This is a genomic window from Streptomyces sp. NPDC059785 (genome assembly GCF_042732375.1).
Classification (GTDB): domain Bacteria; phylum Actinomycetota; class Actinomycetes; order Streptomycetales; family Streptomycetaceae; genus Streptomyces.
The window spans coordinates 49,980-74,704 of the sequence record NZ_JBHWHV010000032.1; the positions used below are offsets into that span (position 1 = coordinate 49,980).

General features: G+C 72.0%; 22 protein-coding genes. 10 read left to right on the plus strand and 12 right to left on the minus strand.

Annotated elements, in window-relative coordinates:
* Positions 1–44: 44 nt before the first annotated feature.
* Entirely contained in the window at positions 45–1,247 is a 1,203-nt protein-coding gene (locus ACFV6E_RS23870) for a sensor histidine kinase (protein WP_385177879.1), read from the minus strand.
* 536 nt (positions 1,248–1,783) lie between these two features.
* Between ACFV6E_RS23870 and ACFV6E_RS23875 the strand changes: the two genes are divergently transcribed.
* Positions 1,784–2,797 (plus strand): SAM-dependent methyltransferase, encoded by a 1,014-nt coding sequence (locus ACFV6E_RS23875; RefSeq protein WP_385464466.1) that lies wholly within the window; start codon positions 1,784–1,786, stop codon positions 2,795–2,797.
* Here the strand turns inward: ACFV6E_RS23875 and ACFV6E_RS23880 are convergent.
* Positions 2,762–3,913 (minus strand): NADH-quinone oxidoreductase subunit D, encoded by a 1,152-nt coding sequence (locus tag ACFV6E_RS23880; protein WP_385174149.1) that lies wholly within the window; start codon positions 3,911–3,913, stop codon positions 2,762–2,764. The two genes, ACFV6E_RS23875 and ACFV6E_RS23880, sit on opposite strands and share 36 nt — an antisense overlap.
* A 31-nt stretch (positions 3,914–3,944) precedes the next feature.
* Here ACFV6E_RS23880 and ACFV6E_RS23885 point away from each other — a divergent pair, with 31 nt between their 5' ends.
* Complete coding sequence (locus tag ACFV6E_RS23885) at positions 3,945–4,448, plus strand: PH domain-containing protein (protein ID WP_385464423.1); 504 nt, start codon at positions 3,945–3,947, stop codon at positions 4,446–4,448.
* Positions 4,449–4,720: 272 nt separating this feature from the next.
* Positions 4,721–6,016, plus strand: a complete 1,296-nt coding sequence (locus tag ACFV6E_RS23890) for a PH domain-containing protein (RefSeq protein WP_385464469.1) — start codon at positions 4,721–4,723, stop codon at positions 6,014–6,016.
* Positions 6,017–6,109: 93 nt separating this feature from the next.
* Here ACFV6E_RS23890 and ACFV6E_RS23895 read toward each other — a convergent pair whose 3' ends face one another.
* The 4 genes from ACFV6E_RS23895 to ACFV6E_RS23910 form a co-directional block, all read right to left on the minus strand.
* Positions 6,110–7,738 (minus strand): hypothetical protein, encoded by a 1,629-nt coding sequence (locus ACFV6E_RS23895; RefSeq protein WP_385464425.1) that lies wholly within the window; start codon positions 7,736–7,738, stop codon positions 6,110–6,112.
* Positions 7,739–8,122: 384 nt separating this feature from the next.
* Positions 8,123–9,082 (minus strand): ABC transporter substrate-binding protein, encoded by a 960-nt coding sequence (locus ACFV6E_RS23900; RefSeq protein WP_385174154.1) that lies wholly within the window; start codon positions 9,080–9,082, stop codon positions 8,123–8,125.
* Between the two features lie 149 nt (positions 9,083–9,231).
* On the minus strand, positions 9,232–9,912 hold the full coding sequence (locus tag ACFV6E_RS23905) for an ABC transporter permease (RefSeq protein WP_385174157.1): 681 nt from the start codon (positions 9,910–9,912) through the stop codon (positions 9,232–9,234).
* Positions 9,909–10,634, minus strand: a complete 726-nt coding sequence (locus ACFV6E_RS23910) for an ABC transporter permease (RefSeq protein ID WP_385174159.1) — start codon at positions 10,632–10,634, stop codon at positions 9,909–9,911. The genes ACFV6E_RS23905 and ACFV6E_RS23910 overlap by 4 nt, the downstream gene beginning before the upstream one ends.
* Before the next feature lie 174 nt (positions 10,635–10,808).
* On the opposite strand from ACFV6E_RS23910, the gene ACFV6E_RS23915 reads away from it, so the two are divergent.
* Entirely contained in the window at positions 10,809–11,957 is a 1,149-nt protein-coding gene (locus ACFV6E_RS23915) for an ABC transporter ATP-binding protein (protein WP_385174162.1), read from the plus strand.
* 20 nt (positions 11,958–11,977) lie between these two features.
* Here the strand turns inward: ACFV6E_RS23915 and ACFV6E_RS23920 are convergent, their stop codons facing one another.
* Positions 11,978–13,105, minus strand: coding sequence for an alpha/beta hydrolase (locus tag ACFV6E_RS23920; protein ID WP_385464428.1), 1,128 nt, complete (start codon positions 13,103–13,105; stop codon positions 11,978–11,980).
* Positions 13,106–13,329: 224 nt separating this feature from the next.
* Here ACFV6E_RS23920 and ACFV6E_RS23925 point away from each other — a divergent pair, with 224 nt between their 5' ends.
* From ACFV6E_RS23925 to ACFV6E_RS23950, 6 genes are all read left to right on the plus strand, one after another.
* Positions 13,330–15,147 carry a phosphatidylglycerol lysyltransferase domain-containing protein gene (locus tag ACFV6E_RS23925; protein WP_385464431.1) on the plus strand — a complete coding sequence of 606 codons (1,818 nt, stop codon included), beginning with the start codon at positions 13,330–13,332 and terminating at the stop codon, positions 15,145–15,147.
* A gap of 145 nt (positions 15,148–15,292) precedes the next feature.
* A complete protein-coding gene (gene folP, locus ACFV6E_RS23930; RefSeq protein WP_385174171.1) occupies positions 15,293–16,183 on the plus strand; it encodes a dihydropteroate synthase in 891 nt (296 codons plus the stop codon).
* A complete protein-coding gene (locus ACFV6E_RS23935; RefSeq protein ID WP_385464433.1) occupies positions 16,180–16,683 on the plus strand; it encodes a nuclear transport factor 2 family protein in 504 nt (167 codons plus the stop codon). The genes folP and ACFV6E_RS23935 overlap by 4 nt, the downstream gene beginning before the upstream one ends.
* Positions 16,684–16,922: 239 nt before the next feature.
* Positions 16,923–17,282: a dihydroneopterin aldolase gene (gene folB / locus ACFV6E_RS23940; RefSeq protein WP_385174177.1), complete on the plus strand. Its 360-nt coding sequence runs from the start codon at positions 16,923–16,925 to the stop codon at positions 17,280–17,282.
* Complete coding sequence (gene folK / locus ACFV6E_RS23945; RefSeq protein WP_385174180.1) at positions 17,279–17,890, plus strand: 2-amino-4-hydroxy-6-hydroxymethyldihydropteridine diphosphokinase; 612 nt, start codon at positions 17,279–17,281, stop codon at positions 17,888–17,890. The genes folB and folK overlap by 4 nt, the downstream gene beginning before the upstream one ends.
* Before the next feature lie 63 nt (positions 17,891–17,953).
* Positions 17,954–18,436, plus strand: coding sequence for a DUF3180 domain-containing protein (locus ACFV6E_RS23950; protein WP_385174183.1), 483 nt, complete (start codon positions 17,954–17,956; stop codon positions 18,434–18,436).
* A gap of 42 nt (positions 18,437–18,478) precedes the next feature.
* Here ACFV6E_RS23950 and folE read toward each other — a convergent pair whose 3' ends face one another.
* The 5 genes from folE to ACFV6E_RS23975 all read right to left on the minus strand — a co-directional run bounded on the left by folE (position 18,479) and on the right by ACFV6E_RS23975 (position 24,610).
* Complete coding sequence (gene folE, locus ACFV6E_RS23955; protein WP_385174186.1) at positions 18,479–19,084, minus strand: GTP cyclohydrolase I FolE; 606 nt, start codon at positions 19,082–19,084, stop codon at positions 18,479–18,481.
* A 140-nt stretch (positions 19,085–19,224) separates the two neighbouring features.
* On the minus strand, positions 19,225–21,252 hold the full coding sequence (gene ftsH / locus ACFV6E_RS23960; protein WP_385162440.1) for an ATP-dependent zinc metalloprotease FtsH: 2,028 nt from the start codon (positions 21,250–21,252) through the stop codon (positions 19,225–19,227).
* Between the two features lie 198 nt (positions 21,253–21,450).
* On the minus strand, positions 21,451–22,011 hold the full coding sequence (gene hpt, locus ACFV6E_RS23965; protein ID WP_385162442.1) for a hypoxanthine phosphoribosyltransferase: 561 nt from the start codon (positions 22,009–22,011) through the stop codon (positions 21,451–21,453).
* A gap of 77 nt (positions 22,012–22,088) precedes the next feature.
* A complete protein-coding gene (gene tilS / locus ACFV6E_RS23970; protein ID WP_385162443.1) occupies positions 22,089–23,282 on the minus strand; it encodes a tRNA lysidine(34) synthetase TilS in 1,194 nt (397 codons plus the stop codon).
* Positions 23,283–23,473: 191 nt separating this feature from the next.
* On the minus strand, positions 23,474–24,610 hold the full coding sequence (locus tag ACFV6E_RS23975; RefSeq protein WP_385162445.1) for a zinc-dependent metalloprotease: 1,137 nt from the start codon (positions 24,608–24,610) through the stop codon (positions 23,474–23,476).
* Positions 24,611–24,725 lie beyond the last annotated feature (115 nt).

The following is a 24,725-nucleotide window of genomic DNA, read 5'->3' on the forward strand; positions in this document are numbered from 1 at the left end:
AATCAATACGTACTCGATGTGAACCGGTCACGTATGTACAGGTGTCACTGAGCGGGCTTGAGCGGCAGCAGGACGCTGATGCGGAAACCGCCGCCCGGACGCGGGCCCGCGTCCAGGGTGCCGCCGACCATGCCGACGCGCTCGCGCATGCCGATCAGGCCGTGTCCCTGGCCGTCGGCGCCCCCTTCCTCGTACAGCTCGTGCGGGGCGCCCTTGCCGTCGTCCTCGACCAGCAGTCCGAGGCCGTCGTCGAAGTAGACCAGACGTACGCTCGCGCCCGCGTTGGGCCCCCCGTGCTTGCGGGTGTTGGTGAGCGCCTCCTGCACGATGCGGTACGCGGTCAGCTCGACGCCGCTGGGCAGCGGGCGCGGGGTGCCCTCCACCTTGTAGTCGACGGGGAGGCCCGCGGTGCGCACCTGCTCTATCAGGTCCTCCAGCTGTTCGACGTCGGGCTGCGGCACGTACTCGCCGCTCTCCTGGTGCTCGCCGGTGCGCAGCACGCCGAGCAGGCGGCGCATCTCGGCGAGGGCCTGGCGGCCGGTCCCGGAGATCGTCTCCAGGGCCTTCTTGGCCTGGTCGGGCGCGGCGTCCAGGACGTAGGCGGCGCCGTCGGCCTGGACCACCATCACCGAGACGTTGTGGGCGACCACGTCGTGCAGTTCGCGGGCGATGCGGGCGCGTTCGGCGGCGACGGCGACCTTCGACTGCGCCTCGCGCTCCTTCTCCAGACGGGCGGCGCGCTCCTCCAGCTGGGCGAGGTAGGCGCGGCGGGTGCGCAGGGAGTCGCCGAGCACCCAGGCCAGCGCGAACGGGACCGTCTGGAAGATCGCTATCAGCAGGAAGGGCGCGGTCCCGGCCTCGTCCCGCCAGCGCAGGAGCGAGAGGGCCGGCGCGCACAGACCGCCGATCAGACCGACCCTGGAGGCCCAGCGGGCGCCGTTCGCGGCCACCGTGTAGATGATCACCAGCAGCGCGAAGTCGGTGACCATCACCTCGACGTCCAGGACGAGCTGCGCCACCCCGGCCGCGGCGCCGAGCAGCAGCATCTTCTCCGGCATCCGGCGCCGCAGCGCGACCGTCACACAGAGCACGACGATGATCGGCAGCCGCGCCCCGACCGACTCCTGCGGGTCCGGCGCCCCGAAGGACTGCGTGAGGATCACGCACGAGATCCCGAGCAGGACGACGGCCCAGAAGCTGTCGACCCACGTCGGGTACCTGCGGAGGAAGTCGTAGAGGCGCTGCACGTAACCCAGAGTATGGAAGCGTGCGGGCCCCGGGGGTCAACCGGAGGACCGATCCGGAACCTCCTCTCGTACTCCCCAAGGTGGAGGCCCCCGGTTCCCGTCGGCCTGCCGGGCCCCCGCCGGATCCCCACGGAACCTCCGCCGCATCTCCACGGCCCGCTCCCCGTCCGGCCGGCGCCGGGCACCCCCGTCGGATCCGCATCGGCCGCCGCCGGAGCCACCGGCACCACAAGGCATCAGCCGGGCAGCGCACCGCCTAGTGCCCCAACAGGCAACGTTCGCCCCGTCGCGACGCCCGGCACGCACTCTCGCCGCACCGGGCACAAACCCAAGTACGTCCAGTACGAGGGCTTGCGCCCGGCACGCCGAGAGCACGCACCGAACACCGCTCCTTGACGGGCAAACGTTGCCTGCCGGGGCACTAGCCTGGCCCGGTGACACACGAGGCGGCGGACGACCGGACCGACCGGACCGGCCCGCAGGACGATGACCGGACCGGCGGCTGGACCGGCTGGCGCGCCGCCGCCGAGGACGCGCTGTACGGCCCGTCCGGGTTCTACCGGCGCCCGGAAGGGCCCGCGGGCCACTTCCGTACGTCGGTGCACGCCTCGCCGCTCTTCGCCCGTGCCGTGGCGCGGCTGCTGTGCCGGGTCGACGAGGCGCTGGGGCACCCGGCGCGGCTCGACTTCGTCGACATGGCGGCGGGCCGCGGCGAACTGGCCGCCGGTGTCCTCGCCGCGCTGCCCGCCGATGTCGCCGCCCGCACCCGCTGCCGGGCCGTCGAGCGCGCGGACCGCCCCGAGGGCCTTGACCACCGGATCGAGTGGCTGCCCGAGCCGCCGGAGGGGACCACGGGTCTGCTGTTCGCCAACGAGTGGCTCGACAACGTCCCCGTGGAGGTGGCCGAGACCGACGCGGCGGGCGTCCGCCGCCTGGTGTTCGTGCGCGAGGACGGCGCCGAACGGCTCGGGCCGCCCGTCGGGGGCGCTGAGGCGCGGTGGCTCGCGCGCTGGTGGCCGGCGTCCGGCGAGGGCTCCCGCGCGGAAATCGGCCTCCCCAGGGACACCGCCTGGGCCCGCGCGGTCGCCACCGTGGACCGCGGCCTCGCCGTCGCCGCCGACTACGCGCACACCGCCGCCGCGCGCCCCCCGTTCGGCACCCTGACCGGCTTCCGGGCGGGCAATCAGGTCGCGCCCGTGCCCGACGGGTCGTGCGACATCACGGCGCACGTGGCGCTCGACGCGTGCGCGCTGCCGGGCGGGCGCGCGGTCACCCAGCGGGCGGCGCTGCGCGCCCTGGGCGTCAGCGGCATCCGGCCGCCCCTGTCGCTGGCCGCCACGGACCCCGCCGGCTACGTACGGGCGCTGGCGGAGGCGGGCGCCGCCGCCGAACTCACCGCCGCGGGCGGCCTCGGCGACTTCGGCTGGCTGCTCCAGCCCGTCGCCGTACCGGCGGACCTGCTCGACGGCCTGGACCTCGGTGAGGACCTGTTTGTCGATGTCCCCGGTGAGGACCTACTTGTCGATGTCCCCGACCACGAAGAACAGTGACCCCAGGATCGCCACCATGTCCGCGACCAGCGTGCCGGGCAGCAGCTCGGTGAGCGCCTGGATGTTGTTGTACGAGGCGGAGCGCAGCTTCAGCCGGTACGGGGTCTTCTCGCCCTTGCTGACGAGGTAGTAGCCGTTGATGCCGAGCGGGTTCTCGGTCCAGGCGTAGGTGTGGCCCTCGGGCGCCTTCAGCACCTTGGGGAGCCGCTGGTTCACCGGGCCGGGCGGCAGCTCGGCGAGCCGGTCGAGGCAGGCGTCGGCGAGGGCCAGAGCGACGTGCGTCTGCTCCAGGAGGCATTCGAAACGGGCGAGGCAGTCGCCCTCCTGCCGCGTGACCACTCTCAGCGTGTCCTGGAGCTCGCCGTACGCGAGGTACGGCTCGTCCCGGCGCAGGTCGAAGTCGACGCCCGAGGCGCGCGCGATCGGGCCGCTCACGCCGTAGGCGTGCACCGCCTGTGGGGACAGCACGCCGACGCCGCGCGTCCGGCCGCGGAAGATCTCGTTGCCGAGGACCAGCTCGTCGTACACGCCCATCCGCGAGCGGACGGAGGCGACCGCCTCGCGCGCGCGGGTGGTCCATCCGGCCGGGAGGTCCTCCTTGAGACCGCCGACGCGGTTGAACATGTAGTGCATCCGCCCGCCGGAGACCTCCTCCATGACGGCCTGAAGTTCCTCGCGCTCCCGGAAGGCGTAGAAGACCGGGGTGATGCCGCCCAGTTCGAGGGGGTACGAGCCCAGGAACATCAGGTGGTTCAGCACCCGGTTGAGCTCGGCCAGCAGCGTGCGCAGCCACACCGCGCGCTCCGGCACCTCCATGCCGAGCATGCGCTCCACGGCGAGGACCACGCCCAGCTCGTTCGAGAAGGCGGAGAGCCAGTCGTGGCGGTTGGCCAGCATGACGATCTGGCGGTAGTCACGCGCCTCGAACAGCTTCTCGGCGCCGCGGTGCATGTAGCCGATGACCGGCTCCGCGTGCTCGATCCGCTCGCCGTCGAGGACGAGCCGCAGCCTGAGCACCCCGTGCGTGGACGGGTGCTGGGGCCCGATGTTGAGCACCATGTCGGTGCTCTCCGCGGCGCCGCCGATACCGACCATGGTCTCCGTCGTAGGAGTCATGGGGACAGTCTGTCGTACGTACGCTTGCGGCATGGAGACGGGGACCGCGGGGATCACCCGCAGCGCGGACGCCGAGCCGGTCTGGACCGGCCTGCCACCTGGGCTGCTGCGCATGCGACGGCTGCTGCTCGTGGTGTGGGCGGGGGTGGCCGCGCTCGGCGTGGGGCTGCTGCTCGGGCTGCTCGCCGGACCCGGCTGGGCGGCCCTCGCGCTGCTGCCGCTCGCACCGGCGCTCTGGGCGTGGCGCATGCTCGGGCGCAACTGGCGCTCCTGGCGGTACGCCGAGCGCGCGGACGACCTGCTGATCAGCCGGGGCGTGCTGTGGCGCGAGGAGACCGTGGTGCCGTACGGGCGCATGCAATTGGTCGAGGTGACCTCCGGGCCCGTGGAGCGGCACTTCGGGATCGCGAGCGTGCAGCTGCACACGGCCGCGGCGGCGACGGACGCCCGCATCCCGGGACTCGACCCGGCCGAGGCCGAACGCCTGCGGGACCGCCTCACGGAGCTGGGCGAGGCCCGATCGGCGGGCCTGTGACGACGCCGCCGACACCGCCCCCACCGACCGGGGACGGCAACGCGCGAGGCCCGCGAGCAGCACCGACCGGGCACGGCAGCGCACGAGGCCCGCAAGCAGCACCGGGCGAGGACGGCACCGCGCGAGGCTCGCAAGCAGCACCGACCGGGCACGACACCGCACAAAACCCGCAAGCAGCACCGACCGGGCACGACACCGCACAAAACCCGCAAGCAGCACCGACCGGGCACGGCAGCGCGCGAGGCCCGCAAGCAGCGCCGGGCGAGCGGCGGCTGCATCCCGTGACGCCGTTGCGGCGGACCTGGGCGCCCGTCGCCGTGCTCGCCGGGTGGGCGGCGCACGACCCCGCCCAGACGCAGGAGCAGCTGACCCGGCTCACCGCGACCACCGTGCTCGTCGCGCTGCCCGCGCTCCTCCTGGGCGGTGCCCTGTACGGCTTCCTGACCTGGTGGTTCACCCACTTCGCGGTGACCAGTACGGAACTGCGCATCCGTACCGGCCTGGTGTTCCGCCGCACCGCGCACATCCGGCTCGACCGGCTCCAGGCCGTCGACGTCACCCAGCCGCTGCTGGCCCGCGTCGCGGGCGTCGCCAAGCTCAAACTCGACGTCATAGGCGCCGACAAGAAGGACGAGCTCGCCTACCTCGGCGAGGACGAGGCCCGCGCCCTGCGCGCCGAACTCCTCGCCCGCGCCGCCGGCTTCGCACCCGAGACGGCGCACCAGGTCGGCGAGGCCCCGGCCCGCCGCCTCCTGCACGTCCCCCCGGCCGTCCTCGCCGTCTCCCTGCTGCTCACCGGCGCCACCTGGGCGTCACTGGCCGCCGCCGTCGTCGTACCGTCCCTGCTGTGGTGGGTCACCCACAGCGTGTGGACGGTCCTGGCGACGGGCCTGCCCCTGCTCGGCGCGGCGGGCGCGAGCAGCGTGGGCCGGTTCGTCACCGACTACGACTGGGCGGTGGGCGAGTCCCCGGACGGCCTGCGCATCGACCACGGCCTCCTCGACCGTACGCACGAGACGGTGCCGCCCGGCCGGGTGCAGACGGTACGGATCGTCGAACCGCTGCTGTGGCGCAGGCGCGGCTGGGTCCGGGTCGAGCTGGACGTGGCCGGGTCCGCCAACTCCGTACTCGTACCGGTCGCCCCGCGCGACGTCGCCGAGTCGCTGGTCGCGCGCGTGCTGCCGGGCGCGGTGGTGCCGGACGCGCTGTCGCGGGCTCCGCGGCGGGCCGGCTGGTGCGTACCGGTGTGGTGGCGCGGCTACGGACTCGCCATCACCGACACCGTCTTCATCGCGCGGTACGGACTGCTGCGCCGCAGCCTGGCGATCGTGCCGCACGCCAAGGTGCAGAGCGTACGGCTGCGGCAGGGGCCCTGGGCGCGCTTCAAGTCTCTGGCCGACGTCCATGTGGACACCGGCGCCGACAAGACGGTGACGGCCCGGCTGCGGGACGCCGGGGAGGCCGCCACGCTCCTCCAGTCCCAGGCCGACCGCTCCCGCACGGGGCGCCGGGAAGCGCGGCCCGACCGGTGGATGGCGCAGGGGGAGACCACGGGCGGACACGGGTGAGGGCAGGAGCGCTGCCGCTCCTGCCCTCACCCGTGTGTCCGTCCGCCCACCCCTGTACGGCGGTCCGCTCGACGGCGGTCGCCCCTGGCGGGCTCAGGAAACCGCGCTGCGCAGCTCCCCTACATTGATCTGCTCCGTCTCGTCGTGCGCGGTCAGGTCGATGACCTGGCCGACACCGCGCGCGCTCTCGTCGACGGGCTTGAACCGGTCCTCGGACTCCGCCTTGTGCACCGCGAGCGCCTCCTGGCCGACGACGTCCGCGAGATCCTCGTTCTGTACGTCGTCCAGCTCGGCCGGCGAGTCCTGCTTCTGCGTGCCGAAGAAGTCGAAGCCGCCCTCGATCCGGGGCCGCCGCCGGGGCGCCGCCGGGACGACGGCCACCGCGGTCGGCACCGTGAAGTGCCCCGAGGGTCGCACGGGCCGGCCGGGCCCGGTAGGCGGACCGTCGGGCGGCGTGACGTCGTGGGTACCTGCGGAAGCGGCCGGGGTCTGGGTCTGGGTCTGGGTCCGGGTCTGAGTCCGGGTCTGAGGCCGGCTCGGGGTCTCGGTCCGAGTGCCGGTCACGGCCGGGGTTCCGGCGTCGGTGGCGGTGTCGGTGTCGGCCGGGGTCTCGCTCACGGCGGCCGTCTTGCTGACCGCGTCCGAGTCGGCCACGGCTGCGGGGTCCGTCAGGGCCGCGGAGTCGGCTTCGGTTGCGGAGTCCGTGACGGCTGCGGAGTCGGCCGCGGCTGCGGAGCCGGTCTCGGCTTGCGAGCCGGCCTCAGCCGCCGAACCGGCCTCGGCTTCCGAACCTGCCTCAGCTTCCGAACCGGCCTCGGTCTCGGCTGCGGCCTCCGCTGCGGTCTCCGCTGCGGTCTCGGCTGCGGCCTCCGCTGTGGCCTCCGCTGCGGTCTCGGCTGCGGCCTCCGCTGCGGTCTCGGCCTGCGAGTCGGCCTCGGTCCCGACCCCGGTCTCGGTTTCCGTTACCGCTCGGCCGTCAGCTCCCGCGCCCGCGCCCACTCCCGCATCCAGTTCCGCCGCACCCGCCGCACCCTCGACACCCTCGGCCTGGGTTGTGGCTTCGGCCTCGGTCTCGATCTCGGCCTCGGTCTCGCCCTCGGCCCGCTGCCCCTGGTCCGGAGCCTCCGCCCCCTCCGCCTTGACGTTTTTCCCGTCCCCGTCCCCGTCCCCGCCCGCGATCCGGTCCAGCGCCGAGCTGGCCCGCAGGAAGAGCGAGGACCCCTCCGGAGAGAAGACCCGCGGCGACTCGGAACCTACGGAAACTTCCGCCGGTGCGGACGTCACCTCGGAGGTGGACGCCGCCTCGGAGGAAGACGCCGCTCCGGGCGCGGCCGCCGCTTCCGGTGCCGTCGCCGGTGCGGGTACGTGTACGGGTGCCGGTGACGGCGCCGCGGGCAGCGCACGCGACGGCACCGACGCCTCGATCGCGAGCTGCCGGCGGCCCTCCAGGGCGGTCGCCCGCTCCGTCTCGGCCGTGGCGTACCGCCGCAGCAGCGCCGCGTGCTCGTTGCGCAGGCCCGCCAGCTCCGCCCGCTTGGCGCGCAGCCGCTGCTCCAGCTTGCCGCGCAGCTCGCGCGACTCGTCGAGGTCGGCCTCCAGCTCGGCGACGCGTTCCTCGTGACGCCACTCGTCGCTCGCCCGCGCGCGCGTGAGGTCGGCGACCTGTTTGCCCGCCGACGCGTCCCAGCGGCGCATGACGACGCAGCCCACCGCGGTCGTCACCGCGGCACCCGCGGCCAGCCCACGGAGCCCCCATGGCTCCGTGAACAACCAAGGGCCCACGGCGCAGACGACCGAGACGCCTGCGATCACCGAGGAGGGCAGCAGCCTGTGCAAGGGCGGGGAATGGCGGTGACGTCCACGTGGCATGGCCAGAAACTTACCGCGCGTAGGCGAATGATGGTGCCCCGCGCGGTAAAAACACAGCCACCTCTCGCGCTTCACACTGCTCAGGCATCGAGAAGGTCACGACTTGGCCTCGACCCGGCCTTCACAACTATCCCGACAGGATCTCGACTTCACCTTCGCGGGGGCGATCGTCCGTCTTCGCGAGGGCGATCACCCCCCCTCGCGAAAGCCGCATTCCTCTCGCGCGGGGCGCGTCTCCTACTTGATCAATCCCTTGGACTCCAGATACTCCTTGGCCACATCGGCCTCCTTCGCACGTTCCGCGTCGACCTTGCGGTTGAGTTCCACAAGATCATCCGTCGTCAGCGTCTCGGTGAGCTTTCCGAGGGCGTCGGCTATCTCCTGGTCACCGGCGTCCTTGGCGTTGACCACCGGGAGCACGTTGTCCGCGTTCTGGAGCTTCTTGTCGTCGTCCAGGAGCACCAGGTCGAAGTTGTCCAGCGTGGCGTCCGTGGTGGTGGTCAGCACGAGCTGGTCCGTGCCGTTCTTGACCGCCTGCTTGGACTGGGTGGTACCGACACCCTTCGGGTCGATTCCGGTGACATCGATCCCGTACGTCTTCTTCAGACCGGGGGCGCAGAACGGACGCGTCTCGCATTCGTCACCGGCCGCGATCTTGACCTTGACCCCCGACTTACCCAGATCCGAAAGGGACTTGAGGTTGTGCTTCTTCGCGAATTCGGTGCTCACCGCGAAGGCGTTCTGGTCCACCGCCCGGCCGGCCGGCAGCACCTTGAGGCCCTTCGGCTCGGCGAGCTTCTTCAGCGCGGTGACCGTGGCGTCCACATCGCTGGAGGCGACGGTCTTCGCGTCCGAGCCGTTCTCCTTCAGGTTGAGGAATTCCGCGAGCGTCGCCGCGTATTCGGGGACGACGTCGATCGCGCCCTTCTCGAGCTGCGGTTCATAGATCTCGCGGTTCTCGACGGTCTTGACGGAGACGCTGTAACCGGCATTGGCCAGCACCTGCTTGTAGAGCTCGCCGAGGACCTTGGCCTCGGTGAACCCGGCGGCGCCGACGACGAGCTCGCCCTTGCCGCCGCCCGACGCCTTGTCGGAGCCGTCGTCCTCCAGGCTGTCCCCGCCGCACGCGGTGAGCCCCACGGTCAGTGCGCCGGCGGCCACCGCCGCGACCGCCATCCGACGCGTTCTGCTGTTCATCGTGTTTCCCCTATCGACAAGTTCATAAGGTTCAAGAGTGGGCCTCCGCAGGACAAGCAGGCGGATGTCACCGAGTCGGCTCTGCCCGCTCGGCGCCACCTGACCGGTGTCGCCGGTCGGTGACACCGGTCGGTGTCACCTGACGGGCGTCACCGGGTCGTGCCGTAACGGCCGCGCATCGGGTCGAAGGCCCGGCCCGCCAGCACCAGGGCGCCCTCCACCAGCAGGGCGAGCACCGCCACCAGAAACGCGCCCGCCACCACCTGCGGCGTGTTCTGAAGACTGAAACCGGCGGTGATGATGCGGCCGAGGCCGCCCTCGCCGGCCGCCGCGGCGAGCGTCGCCGTGGCGATGATCTGCACCGTGGCGGAGCGCACCCCGGTCAGGATCAGCGGGTACGCCAGCACCAGTTCCACCTGCCGGAATATCTGGCCGCCGCTCATGCCCATCCCCCGCGCGGCCTCCACCACGGACCGGTCCACCTCGCGCATCCCGATGTACGCGTTCGTCAGCAGCGGCGGGAGCGCGAAGAGCACCAGCGCGATCAGCGTCGGCAGGTCCCCGTGGCGGCCGAGCGGGGTGAGCGTGAGCAGCACCAGCACGGCCAGTGTGGGCACCGCACGGCCCACGTTCGACACGTTGACCGCGAGGGCGCCGCCCTTGCCGATGTGCCCGAGCCACAGCGCGAGCGGCAGCGCGATCAGGCAGGAGACGGCGAGCGTGACCCCGCTGAAGTACAGGTGCTCGGCGAGCCGGTGCCAGACCCCCTTCTCCCCCTGCCAGTTCCCGCTCGTCGCCAGCCAGTCGTACGCACCCGATATCGCGTTCATGCCGCATCAGCCACCTTGGCGGGGACCGCCGGGCCCCGGCGTATTCGAGAGGTGCGGCCGGCCCGGGTCCAGGGCGTGAGCAGCCGCTGGAGACCGAGCAGCAGCAGGTCGGCCAGGAGGGCGAGCAGCACGCAGATCACGGAGGCCGTGAGCACCTGCGCCTTGAAGTCGCTGTGCAGCCCGCTGACGATGAGCGTGCCGAGGCCGCCGTAGTCCACGATGTACCCCACGGTGGTCAGGGCGACGGTCGAGACCGTGGCGATGCGCACGCCGGCGAGGACCGAGGGCAGCGCCAGCGGCAGTTCGACCTCCCACAGCAGCCGCGCCGGTCCGTACCCCAGTCCGCGCGCGGCCTCGCGGGCCTCCTCGGGGACGGCCTGGAGCCCCGCCAGGATGTTGCGCACCAGGATCGTCAGCGAGTACAGCACGAGGCCCGTGATCACCAGGGACGCCGAGAGCCCGAACAGGGGCAGCAGCAGCGAGAACATGGCGAGGGACGGGATCGAGTACAGGACGGTCGTCACGCCGAGGACCGGGCCGGCGAAGCCGCGGTACCGCCGCGCCAGCAGGGCCAGCGGGAAGGCCACGACGACTCCGATCGCGACCGAGGCCACCGTGATCCACACGTGCTGCACCGTCGCGTCGACGAGCTCCTGGCTGCGGGAGCGGAGGTACTCCCCGCAGATCCAGTCGTTGGCCACCAGGCAGTTCTGCTCGCTCACGCCGCCCCACCTCCCCCGAAACCCGCGAACGTATGTCAGTCGACCGCACAGTCACACAAGGTTGTGACCTGCTGGCGACCCTAACGCGCGGCACTGACAATGGCCGAGAGCCGCCGTAACGGCGAAACACCGCATTCACACAACGCCCGCCGCCCTCGGCCACAATGGGGAGCCATGATCCGGTTCGAGAACGTCACCAAGCGCTACGCGGACGGCACCACGGCCGTCGACGACCTGTCCTTCGAGGTCGCCGAGGGGGAACTGGTCACGCTGGTCGGCCCTTCGGGCTGCGGCAAGACGACCACGATGAAGATGGTGAACCGGCTCATCGAGCCGACGAGCGGCCGGATACTCCTGGACGGCGATGACATAGCCGCCGTCGACCCCGTCGAGCTGCGCCGCCGGATCGGCTACGTCATCCAGCAGATCGGCCTGTTCCCGCACAAGACGGTCCTCGACAACACCGCGACCGTCCCGCACCTGCTCGGCGTCAAGCGCGCCAAGGCCCGCGAGCGCGCCGCGGAACTGCTCGACCTGGTCGGCCTCGACCCGTCGGTGTACGGCGACCGCTACCCCGAGCAGCTCTCCGGCGGCCAGCGCCAGCGCGTCGGCGTGGCCCGCGCCCTGGCCGCCGACCCGCCGGTACTGCTCATGGACGAGCCGTTCGGAGCCGTCGACCCGGTGGTCCGCGAGCACCTCCAGAACGAGTTCCTGCGCCTCCAGCAGTCCGTCCGCAAGACCGTGCTCTTCGTCACGCACGACATCGAGGAGGCGGTACGCCTCGGCGACCGCATCGCCGTCTACGGCGCCGGGCGCATCGAGCAGTTCGACACCCCGTCGGCCGTCCTCGGCGCCCCGGCGACCGGCTACGTGGCGGACTTCGTGGGCGCGGACCGCGGCCTGAAGCGGCTGTCGGTGACGCCCATCGAGGAGGGCGACCTCGAACAGCCGCCGGTGGTCCGCCTGGACGACCCGCTGCCCCGGAAGCTGGACGCGCGCTGGGCGGTCGTCCTGGACGCGGACGGCGACCTGCACGGCTGGATCTCCGAGGAGCACGCGCGCGCGGGAACCGGCACGGTCCGCGAGCACGCCCGCCGCATGGAGGCGTGGCTGCCGGTGGGCGCCTCCCTCAAGCAGGCGTTCTCGACGATGCTCCAGCACGACGCCGGGTGGATCGCCGTCATCGACGAGCGCAGCGAGGGCCGCTTCCTGGGGGTGCTCACCCCGGCCCGGCTGCACGAGGCGCTGCGCCGCTCGACGACCGCGGACGCCCGGGACATCGCCCGCGCAGACGTCGAACTGGAGACGGTGAGCCACCCCTGAAGTCCGCGGGGAGCCACGGCTCAGCGGTCGCTCAGCCGGCCGCTGAGCCACTGGAGCGTCGCGGGGATCTCGCGCCGCCAGGTGTTGAAGTTGTGCCCGCCGCTGTCGAGGATGATCGACGAGATCCGGGTGGGCCGCTTCGACTTCACCAGCTCTGTGAACTTCAGGGTGTCCTCGTAGCCGGCCTCGCCCTGCCTGCTGCTGGTGACGAGCAGTGAGGTGTCCGGCGCGGGCCGGTGCTTGAGGTACCACCACAGGTCGGCCTCGTCGCGCACGCGCGCGTGGCCGTGGAAGAGATCGCCCGTCGTGGCGTCGACGGGCGCCTTGTAGTACGCCGACAGGCCCGCCCCGGCGGCGTACGTCCCGGGGTGGTGCAGGGCGAGCTTCAGCGCGCAGTAGCCGCCCGTGGAGTCGCCGACGGTCCCCCAGCCGCCGGGTTTCTTCGCCACCCGGTAGTGGGCCGACACGGCTTCGGGGAGGTCGTCGGCGAAGAACGACTCGGTGCGCGGGCCGCTCGGTACGTCCACGCACTCGGTGTCCCTGGGCGGTGCCACCGTCGGCCGCAGCATGACGAGGATCATCGGCTGCATCCGCCCGGTCTTGGCCAGTTCGTGCGCCGTCTGCGGATAGTGCAGCCCCTTGACGAGGGCTTCCGCGGTGCCCGGGTAGCCGGTGAGGACGGTGACCGCGGGGAACGTACGCGTGCGGTACCGCGCCTGGAAGTACTCGGGCGGCAGGTACACGTACGCGGGGGTGGCGATGTGCGTGGTCCGGCCCACGATGTCGACCTGCTGGATCTGGCCGCCGGTCCGCGGCCGCGCTCCGCCGGGCACGTTGACCCGCCGGACGCCGACGACCTGGAGCGGGCCGCCGTCCGCGTCCCCGGGGGTGTGGTCGACGACCACGCCCTGGCCGTTCTCCCGGCCGAAGAGGTCCGCCCAGCTGGCGTAGAACCCGAACGCCTGGTTGGCGCAGAGCCCGATCGAGGCGAAGACCGCCACCTGTGTGGCGAGCAGCAGCCCCACACGGCCGCTGACGGCCCGCCAGGTGCGCCGCGCGAGGCGGGGCCACAGCCAGACCGTGCCGACGAACAGCAGCACGGCACAGAGCACCGCCAGTACCAGCACCTTGTTGCTCGTGAGACCCATGGACTTCCTGCCTGCGCTTTCCGTCCCGTGGCCCGCGCCGCTCCGCGCGGCTGCTTGCCCCGGACTTTTCTCGCCTTTTAAACCGGCTTTCCGACGGGGAGTGAACCTGGCCCCCCAAGACACCGTCCTAGAGGGCGCAATGTCGCCGGATGCCGGATTGGCACCGGATTCAAAGGTCTCTCGCAGAACTACGGGATGCGATGTCTGTCAGGATAGATGGGGAAATGTCGGGCAAGGTTCCTGCCCGGTCCGGGCGTTCCGGCCGGACGCGGCGCATACTCGGCGGCCCCCGCCCCGAGGCGGTCCCCGCCCTCGTCTCCAGGGCCTGCACGCTCGTCGGTCTCCTGGACATCGCCGCCGGCGCCTTTCCCCACTTCCGGCACAGCCGCATGCACGCCCTCGCCGAGGTGCTGCCGGGTGCGCTCGGCCCGTTCGCCGCCGCCCTCTCGCTCAGCGCCGGCGTGCTCCTGCTGCTCCTCGCGCACGGGCTGCGCCGCCGCAAGCGCCGGGCCTGGCGTGCCACCGTCGTCCTCCTCCCGGCCGGTGCCGTCGCCCAGTTCGTCTACCGGCACTCGCTGCTCGGCGTCCTCATCTCCGTGGCGCTGCTGGTGCCGCTGGTCCGCCACCGCGACCAGTTCGCGGCGCTGCCCGACCCGCGCAGCCGCTGGCGCGCGCTGGCCAACTTCGTCCTCATGGGCGCCGGTTCGCTGGCCCTCGGCCTCGTCATAGTGGGCGCCCACGCCCGGCGGATGGTCGGCGACCCGAGCCTGGCGGACCGCATCCAGCACGTCCTGTACGGCCTCTGCGGCGTCCAGGGGCCCGTCGACTACATGGGGCGCACTTCTTCGACGGTCGCCTTCCTGCTCGGCGCGCTCGGCCTGCTGACCGCCGTCACCACGATCTACCTGGCCTTCCGGCCCGACCACCCGGCAGCCCGGCTGACCGAGGACGACGAGAGCAGGCTGCGCGCCCTCCTGGAGCGGCACGGCGGCCGCGACTCGCTCGGCCACTTCGCGCTCCGCCGCGACAAGGCCGTCGTCTTCTCCCCCAGCGGCAAGGCCGCCGTCACCTACCGGGTCGTCTCCGGCGTGATGCTCGCCAGCGGCGACCCGATCGGCGACGTAGAGGCCTGGCCGGGCGCGATCGAACGCTTCATGGACGTGGCCAGGGCCCACTCCTGGACGCCCGCCGTCATGGGCTGCTCCGAGACGGGCGGCGAGGTCTGGACCCGCGAGACCGGCCTGGACGCCCTCGAACTCGGCGACGAGGCGGTGGTGGACGTCGCGGATTTCTCCCTGGCCGGGCGCGCGATGCGGAACGTGCGCCAGATGGTCAAGCGCATCGAGCGCGCCGGGTACCAAACCCGGGTCCGGCGCGTCCGCGACCTGAGTGAGGCCGAGCTCGACCGGGTCCGCCGGGCCGCCGAGGACTGGCGCGGCACGGACACCGAACGCGGCTTCTCCATGGCGCTCGGCCGCATCGGCGACGCCGCCGACGGCGACTGTCTCATCGCCACCGCCCACAAACAGGACGACGAGCCGGGCCCGTACGGCGATCTGAAGGCCGTACTGCACTTCGTCCCCTGGGGCACCGACGGGGCCTCCCTTGACCTCATGCGCCGCGACCGCTCGGCCGACCCCGGGATGAACGAACTGCTCATCGTGGCGTCCCTGACGGCGGCTGACCGGCTCGGCGTCGCGCGCGTGTCGCTCAACTTCGCGATGTTCCGCGCGGCCCTCGCCCGCGGCGAGAAGATCGGCGCGGGACCGGTGCTGCGCGCCTGGCGCGGACTGCTGGTCTTCCTCTCCCGCTGGTTCCAGATCGAGTCCCTGTACCGGTTCAACGCCAAGTTCCGGCCCCGCTGGGAGCCCCGCTTCATCGTCTACCGCTCCTCCGGGGACCTGCCACGCATCGGTCTCGCCGCCATGCAGGCCGAGGGCTTCGTGCACCTGCCGCTGCCCCGCCTGCTGAGCCCGCGCGCCCGGGCAGCGGCTTCCGGCGCACCCGACACAGGCGCGGAACGCAGGGTCAGCGCCGCCTGACCGCAGAGCAGGCCCGGGCGGGCGCCTCCTGCCCGAACCCCCTCGGGGCACCCGCCCGGGCCGCCGTACACCGGGGCGTCCCGCCCGTCCGGGCGGGGCGCCCCACCGGGGAAGCGGCCCCGCCCCGGGGGCCTAGGCTGGACGTATGAGCAGCAAGAGCGGGCGCGGCCAAGTGGCGGGACTGCCGACGTGGGACCGCTGCGCGGTCATGGGAGTCGTCAACGTGACGCCCGACTCCTTCTCCGACGGCGGCCGCTGGTTCGACACGACCACCGCCGTCAAGCACGGCCTCGACCTGGTCGCCGAGGGCGCCGACCTCGTGGACGTCGGCGGTGAGTCGACCCGCCCGGGCGCCACCCGCGTGGACGAGGCGGAGGAGCTGCGGCGCGTCATCCCCGTCGTCCGCGGGCTCGCCTCCGAGGGCGTCACCGTCTCCGTCGACACCATGCGCGCCTCGGTCGCCGAACAGGCGCTCGCCGCCGGAGCCGCCCTGGTCAACGACGTCAGCGGCGGCCTCGCCGACCCCGCGATGCTCCCGGTCGTCGCCGCCGCGGGCGCCCCCTTCGTGGTCATGCACTGGCGCGGCTTCCTGGCCGGCGGCAACATCAGGGGCACGTACGAGGACGTGGTCGGCGAGGTCGTCGACGAGCTCCACGCGCGCGTGGACGCCGTCCTGGCCGCCGGTGTCGCCGCCGACCGCGTCGTCATCGACCCCGGCCTCGGCTTCTCCAAGGACGTCGAGCACGACCTCGTGCTCCTCGCCCACCTGGACCGGCTGCGCGCGCTGGGCCACCCGCTGCTCGTCGCCGCCTCGCGCAAGCGTTTCCTCGGCCGGGTGCTCGCGGGCCCCGACGGCGCCCCGCCGCCCGCCAGGGAACGCGACGCCGCCACCGCCGCCGTCTCCGCGCTCGCCGCCCAGCAGGACGCGTGGGCGGTCCGTGTGCACGAGGTGCGGGCCACCGCCGACGCGGTCCGGGTGGCGCGGGCCGTGCAGGGCGCCAGGACCGCCGGGCCGGGCGGAGCAGGACTCCGGTGAGTGCCGCCCACACCGACGTCGAGGCGGTCGAACAGGCCAACACCGCCTTCTACGAGGCGATGGAGCGGGGCGACTTCGAGGAGCTGTCGTCGCTCTGGCTCACCCCGGCCGACCTCGGCTACGACGAGGAGGTCCACGACCCGGCGGACGCCGGGGTGATCTCGTGCGTGCACCCCGGCTGGCCCGTGCTCTTCGGCCGCGGCGAGGTCCTCAGGTCGTACGCGCTGATCATGGCCAACACCGAGTACATCCAGTTCTTCCTGACCGACGTGCACGTCTCCGTCACCGGCGACACCGCCCTGGTGACCTGCACCGAGAACATCCTCAGCGGCGGTCCGGCACCCGAGGACGGCGACGAGCTCGGTCCGCTCGTGGGCCAGCTCGTGGTCGCCACGAACGTGTTCCACCGCACGTCCGACGGCTGGAAGCTCTGGTCGCACCACGCGTCCCCCGTGATGGCCGAATCCGGCGACGAGGAGAGCGACGACACACCCGGTTGAGTGGGTAGGCGGGAGGGCGTGGTTGGAATCACCGGCCCATGGGTAGGGGCGGCTACCAACCCGTGAGCCGCCGTGTTCCCCGGGGGAAACAGCCGGTGAAGCCTGACGGTCTTCGCCCGGGTGCCCGCCCCCGCGACCGAGCACTGTCAGTGCCCGCAGGTAGATTCGTTCGAGGCCGGTACCGCCGACCGCACCAGGTACGTACCTGCCGCCCCCCGACGATTGCAGGAGTGATTCGCGTGGATCGTGTCGCGCTGCGCGGCCTCAAGGCCCGCGGGCACCACGGCGTCTTCCCGGAGGAACGGGCCGAGGGCCAGACCTTCGTCGTGGACCTGACGCTCGGCCTGGACACCCGGCCGGCCGCGGCCGACGACGACCTGGCGAAGACCGTGCACTACGGCATCGTGGCCGAGGAGGTCGTGGCGGTCGTCGAGGGCGACCCCGTCGACCTCATCGAGACGCTCGCCGAGCGGATCGCCCAGACCTGCCTGAAGCACGACGGGGTCCAGGAGGTCGAGGTCTGCGTCCACAAGCCGGGCGCCCCGATCACCGTCCCCTTCGACGACGTGACCGTCACCATCACCCGGAGCCGAGTATGACCGCCTTCCTGCCCGGGGGTCAGAGCGACCCGACCGTCCAGCCGGTGCCCTCCTCCGTGGTCGAGCGGGTGGACGCCGCCGATACGACCCTGTCCAACCCCCACCGGGCCGTGCTCTCCCTCGGCTCGAACCTGGGCAACCGCCTGGAGACCCTCCAGGGCGCCATCGACGCCCTGGAGGACACCCCCGGCGTCCGCGTCAAAGCGGTCTCCCCCGTCTACGAGACCGAGCCGTGGGGCGTGGCCCCGGACAGCCAGCCGAACTACTTCAACGCCGTGGTGGTGCTGAAGACGACCCTCCCGCCCTCCTCGCTCCTGGAGCGCGCGCACGCCGTGGAGGAGGCGTTCAACCGGGTCCGCGACGAGCGCTGGGGCCCGCGCACGATCGACGTCGACATCGTCGCCTACGCCGACGTGGTCTCCGACGACCCCGTGCTGACGCTCCCGCACCCGCGCGCCCACGAGCGCGCCTTCGTCCTCGCCCCCTGGTACGACGTGGATCCCGAGGCCCAGCTCCCCGGCCGCGGCCCGGTGGCCGGCCTGCTGGACGCCGTCACGCGGGAAGGCGTCGCGCCCCGCGCCGACCTGGAACTCCGGCTGCCCGAGTAATCGTTAAGGTCGAGACGGTCAGGACGACCAGAGGCCGGATTGCCGAAAGGGCGAAGGGGACAAGTGAAAGAGCTGCGCATCAGGACGCTGGCCGCCGTGTTCGTCGTGGCCGGCGTCCTGTCCTGGGCAGGCGCCCGCCTGTGGAACTCGGTGGGCACGCTCCCCAGGGTCCCGCTGGCCGCCCCGATCGTGCTGGCCCTCATCGCCGTGATCCTGCTGGCGACGGCGCTCTCCCTGCGCTCCCGGCTGCGGGCCCAGCGCGAGCGCCGGCCGGGCGCCAAGGGCGTCGAGCCCCTGATGGCGGCCCGCGCGGTGGTCTTCGGCCAGGCCAGCGCCCTGGTGGCCGCCCTGGTCGCCGGCATGTACGGGGGCACGGGCGTGTTCCTGCTGGAGTCCCTGGACATCCCGGCCCGCCGCGACCAGGCGATCTACGCCGGGTTCTCGGTCGTCGCCGGTATCGGCGTCATAGCGGCCGGCTTCTTCCTGGAGCGCGTCTGCAAGCTCCCCGAGGACGACGACGACAACGGCGGCGCGGCCCGGGCGTGAGCGAAGCCCCGCGCCCGATCGGGCGCGGGGCCGTAACTGGGCTCAGCGGGCCATGATCAGGCTCATCGCCTCGTTGCGCGTGGCGGGGTCCCGGAGCTGGCCGCGCACCGCCGAGGTGATCGTCTTCGCCCCCGGCTTGCGCACCCCGCGCATCGACATGCACATGTGCTCGCACTCCACGACGACGATGACGCCGCGCGGTTCGAGGATCTCCATCAGCGAGTCCGCCACCTGGGTGGTCAGCCGCTCCTGCACCTGCGGACGGCGGGCGTAGACGTCCACCAGCCGGGCCAGCTTCGACAGACCGGTGATCTTGCCGTCGGTGGACGGGATGTACCCGACGTGGGCGACACCGACGAACGGCACCAGGTGGTGCTCGCAGGAGCTCAGCACCTCGATGTCCTTCACCAGGACCATCTCGTCGTGCCCCAGGTCGAACGTCGTCGTCAGCACGTCCTCGGGCCGCTGCCACAACCCCGCGAAGATCTCCCTGTAGGCCCGGGCGACCCGCCCCGGTGTCTCGCGCAGCCCCTCGCGGTCCGGGTCCTCGCCGACCGCGATGAGCAGTTCGCGTACCGCGTTCTCGGCGCGCTTCTCGTCGAACTCGCCGATCGCGTTCGCGCCGTCCAGCGTCACGGGGTCGGTCATTCTGGGTCCTCGTTCCTGTGCCTTTCGCGCCTGTGGTCCAGCGCGCCAGATGCGGACATACATGAATGCCGCGCCCCCCAGGCTAGAACCTGGGGGGCGCGGCATTCATTCCGGGCCTGGTGAGGCGCCCGGGAGCCGGGTCAGCTCTCGGGACGGTCCTCCGGGGCGGCGTCCGCCGAGGGGACGGACTCCGTGGCGCCGGCGACCGCCGGGGACGAGCCGTTCGCACCGTTCGTCAGCGACAGCTCCTTGGGGGAGAGCACCGGCGGACGGGTGGACGGCGTACGCCGGGAGGAGCCGGTCCACGCCGGGCGGGCCGGGCGCTTGACGATGGGGGCGAAGACCTCGGCGATCTCCTCCTTGCCCAGCGTCTCCTTCTCCAGCAGCTGGAGCACCAGGTTGTCGAGGACGTCGCGGTTCTCCACCAGGATTTCCCAGGCTTCGTTATGCGCGTTCTCGATGAGCTTCTTGACCTCTTCGTCGACGAGCGCGGCGACCTCTTCCGAGTAGTCGCGCTGGTGCGCCATCTCCCGGCCGAGGAACGGCTCGGTGTTGTCGCCGCCGAACTTGATCGCGCCGAGCCGCTCGGTCATGCCGTACTGCGTGACCATCGCGCGGGCCGTGGCGGTGGCCTTCTCGATGTCGTTCGCGGCGCCGGTGGTCGGGTCGTGGAAGACGAGCTCCTCGGCCGCGCGGCCGCCCAGCATGTACGCGAGCTGGTCGAGCATCTCGTTGCGCGTGGTGGAGTACTTGTCCTCGTCGGGCAGGACCATCGTGTAGCCGAGCGCACGGCCCCGGGACAGGATCGTGATCTTGTGCACCGGGTCGGAGTTCGGGGACGCCGCCGCGACCAGGGCGTGCCCGCCCTCGTGGTACGCGGTGATCTTCTTCTCCTTGTCCGACATGATCCGGGTCCGCTTCTGCGGGCCCGCGACCACCCGGTCGATCGCCTCGTCCAGCATGGAGTTGTCGATCAGCTTCTTGTCGCTGCGGGCGGTGAGCAGGGCGGCCTCGTTCAGCACGTTGCTCAGGTCCGCGCCGGTGAAGCCCGGCGTACGGCGGGCGACGGCCGACAGGTCGACGTCCGGGGCGACCGGCTTGCCCTTCTGGTGCACCTTGAGGATCTCGAGACGGCCCTGCATGTCCGGGCGGTCGACCGCGATCTGCCGGTCGAAGCGGCCCGGGCGCAGCAGCGCCGGGTCGAGGATGTCCGGCCGGTTGGTGGCGGCGATCAGGATGACGCCGCCCTTCACGTCGAAGCCGTCCATCTCCACGAGGAGCTGGTTCAGCGTCTGCTCGCGCTCGTCGTGACCGCCGCCGAGGCCGGCGCCGCGGTGGCGGCCGACCGCGTCGATCTCGTCGACGAAGACGATCGCCGGGGCGTTCGCCTTGGCCTGCTCGAAGAGGTCGCGGACGCGGGACGCACCGACACCGACGAACATCTCGACGAAGTCCGAGCCGGAGATCGAGTAGAACGGGACACCCGCCTCGCCCGCGACGGCGCGCGCGAGAAGCGTCTTGCCCGTACCGGGAGGCCCGTAGAGCAGGACGCCCTTGGGGATCTTCGCCCCGACGGCCTGGAACTTCGCGGGCTCCTGGAGGAACTCCTTGATCTCCTGGAGCTCCTCGACCGCCTCGTCCGAGCCCGCGACGTCCGAGAACGTCGTCTTCGGGGTGTCCTTGGTGATGAGCTTCGCCTTGGACTTCCCGAAGTTCATGACCCGGGAGCCGCCGCCCTGCATCTGATTCATCAGGAACAGGAAGACGACGACGATCAGGACGAAGGGCAGCAGCGACAGCAGGATGCCGACGAACGCGTTCTGCTTGGTCGGCGAGACCGTGTAGCCGTCCGTGATCTGCTTGTTCTGGTACTTGTCCTGAAGGGTGCTGGCGAGGGCCACGCCCTGGTCGCCGATGTAGCTCGCCTGAATCTTCGAGCTGCCCTCGACCTTCTCGCCCTCCTTGAGCGAGACCTTGATGATCTGCTCGTCGCCGGTGGTGAGCTTGGCCGACTCGACCTTGTTGTCATTGATCGCCTGGACGACCTGGCCGGTGTCCACCGTCTTGTAGCCACCGGACGAGCCGACGACCTGCATCAACACGACCACGGCAAGGACGGCCAGCACGATCCACATGACCGGCCCACGGAAGTATCGCTTCACGTCCATCCATACGGAGCGGAGCCGCCCCGTCCCTCCTGCCATAGTGAGTTTGATAAAGACTTTTAAAGACTGTTCTTCGGACGGTACCCCAGCATTGTCACCCGAAGCCGCAGGGGACGGCTGACAATCCCGTCTACGCATGCTCCAACGGCGCGAAACCCGCTGAGGTTCCCGAAGGTCCCACGAGGTCGGGGACCGGTCGGGTCAGCCGCCGTAGACGTGGGGCGCGAGCGTACCGACGAACGGGAGGTTGCGGTACTTCTCCGCGTAGTCCAGGCCGTACCCGACGACGAACTCGTTCGGGATGTCGAAGCCGACCCACTCGACGTCGATCGCGACCTTGGCCGCCTCGGGCTTGCGCAGCAGCGTGCACACCTTGAGGGAGGCCGGCTCGCGGGAGCCGAGGTTGGAGATCAGCCAGGACAGGGTCAGCCCGGAGTCGATGATGTCCTCGACGATCAGGACGTGCTTGCCCTTGATATCGGTGTCGAGGTCCTTGAGGATCCGCACCACACCGGAGGACTGGGTGCCCGCGCCGTACGACGACACGGCCATCCAGTCCATGGTGACGGGGGTGGACAGCGCACGCGCCAGGTCCGCCATGACCATCACCGCGCCCTTGAGCACCCCGACGATCAGCAGGTCCTTGCCCGCGTACTCCGCGTCGATCTTCGCGGCCAGCTCGCCGAGCTTCGCGTCGATCTCTTCCTTGGTGATGAGCACCGACTTCAGGTCGGTGCCCATGTCTTTCGCGTCCACCCGCATCACTTTCGGTCGTCCGTCCCACCGGCTGTCCGGAGCGCCCACCCGTCCCGTGCCCGGTCCCGGTCGGGGGTCCGGTCTCAGCCTTGCCGAATCACCAGTCTGCCACCCTGCCGCTGGGCGACGACCTTGCCCGGGAGATTGATGGCTCCCTGGCCGCGCCAGCCGGTGATCAGCCGGTCGACCTCCTCGATGTGCCGGGCGAACAGCGAACCGGCCGGGGCGCCCGCCTCGATGGCGGCGCGGCGCAGCACGCGGCGGCGGACGGCGGGGGGCAGGGCGTAGAGCTTGGCGCACTCCAGGAGCCCGGCGGCGTCGCGTACGGAGGTCTCGGCCTGGCGGGCCCACGCGTCCAGGGCGTCGGCGTCGTCGCGGGAGAGCTGGGCCGTACGGGCGAGCGCCTCGACGACTCCCTTGCCGAGCGCCTTCTCCAGGGCGGGCAGGCCCTCGTGGCGCAGCCGGGAGCGGGTGTAGGCCGGGTCGGTGTTGTGCGGGTCGTCCCAGACGGGGAGCGACTGGACCATGCAGGCCTTGCGGGCGGTCTGCCGGTCGAGGCCGAGGAAGGGGCGCCGGTAGCGGCGGCTGGCCCCCGGTCCGCCCGAGACGGCCGCCATCCCGGACAGCGAGCGGATGCCGGAGCCGCGGGCGAGGCCCAGCAAAACGGTTTCAGCCTGATCGTCGCGGGTGTGGCCGAGCAGGACGGCGGCGGCGCCGTGGCGCTCCGCGGCGGCGTCCAGGGCGGCGTAGCGGGCGTCGCGGGCGGCGTTCTCGGGGCCGCCGTCGCGGCCGACGCTGACGCCGACGGCCTCGGCCGGGGACAGGCCGAGCTCGGTGAGGCGCAGCACGACGTCGTCGGCGCGCAGCTCGGAGCCGGGCTGGAGACCGTGGTCGACCGTGACACCGCCGGCGCGGATGCCGAGTTTGGGGGCCTCGAAGGCGAGGGCGGAGGCGAGCGCCATGGAGTCGGCGCCGCCGGAGCAGGCGACGAGCACGAGCGGCGCCGGGGGCGCTTCGCCGCCGGGGCGCGCGGGGCTCGGCAGCGACTGCTCGCGCGGGGCGCGGTCCGGTCCACCAGGCAGCGTCGTGCGCCGGGTGGCGGGAGCGGGCACGCGCTCGCCGCCGGGGGCGGCGGGTGGTACGGCGGCCGGGGCGTGGCCGGTGTGCGGAACGGGCACGCGCTCGCCGTCGGCGGAGTCGGTGTGCTCCGTGAGGATGTCGTGGAGTACGCGGCGCACCGCCAGGCGTATCGCCGCGACCGCTGGGTGGGGACCCATGTCCGGTTCCCTTCATGAAGTTGTCGGGGGTGAGCCCGAGGCCGGTCACTCAGAGTGTGTAGATGGTGACAGAACACGGACGTTCCCCGAGCATTGCACGCCATTGCGGGCCCCACGGTCCCTCGGACGGGTGATTGCGGAGGCGTTCACCTGTCCTCGGCCGGTTTCGCCTCACTGTTCACACGCGTCGTTCACGACTCCGCCTTGCGGTGCACCCGCGCGACCCAGTCCGCCGGTTTGGCGATCTCCGCCTTGGTGGGCAGCGTGTTCGGGGAGGTCCACACCCGGTTGAAGCCGTCCATGCCGACCTCCTCGACGACCGCGCGCACGAACCGCTCGCCGTCCCGGTACTGCCGGAGCTTGGCGTCGAGTCCGAGCAGCTTGCGCAGGGCCAGATCGAGGCGGGAGGCGCCCTTCGCGCGGCGCTGCTGGAACTTCTCGCGGATCTCGGCGACGGACGGTACGACGGCGGGTCCGACGCCGTCCATGACGAAGTCCGCGTGCCCTTCGAGCAGGGACATCACGGCGGTGAGCCGGCCGAGGATCTCCCGCTGCGCGGGGGTCTGCACCAGCTCCACCAGGGAGCGGCCGCCGTCCTCGTCGTCCTCGCCCTCGGGGCGCCCGCCCGCCAGGGTCTGCGCGGCCTCCCTGATCCGTTCCAGGACGGTCATGGGGTCGACGTCCGTCTCCCCCAAGAAAGACTGGATTTCGCCCTCGAGGTGATCACGCAGCCAGGGCACGGCCGTGAACTGGGTGCGGTGGGTCTCCTCGTGCAGACAGACCCAGAGCCGGAAGTCGTGGGGCTGCACGTCGAGTTCGCGCTCGACGTGGACGATGTTCGGTGCGACGAGCAGCAGCCGGCCGCCGCCGTTCTCCCCCGCCGGGAGCTCGCGCGTCGCCGGGGCGAACGTCTCGTACTGGCCGAGGACCCGGGAGGACAGGAACGACAGGAGCATGCCCAGCTCGACGCCGGTGACCTTGCCGCCGACGGCGCCCAGGACGGCTCCGGCGGGGCTGGAGCCGCGACGTTCCTGCATCTTGTCGAGCAGCGGCTTGAGCAGTTCCCGGAAGCCGGCGACGTTCGCCCGGACCCAGCCGGGGCGGTCGACGACGAGGACCGGGGTGTCGTGCACCCCGTCCTCGCCCATCCGGGTGAACCCCCGGACGTGCTCCTCGGAGGACTTCGCGTGCCGGCGCAGTTCCGCGACGACGGCCCTGGCCTCCTCGCGGCTCACTTCGGGTCCCGGCCGCACGAGCCGGGTCGCGGTCGCCACCGCGAGATTCCAGTCGACCATCCCAGCAGATGCGGCACCACCGATGCTCGTCATGTCTCAACGGTACGTGAGCGGGCCCGGCGCGGTGAGGGCCGAGACACCGGGGCCGGCGTCCGCGCGGAACCACCGGTGCCCATGGTGCGCCTGGACGCGCGTTGGAGCCTGTGTC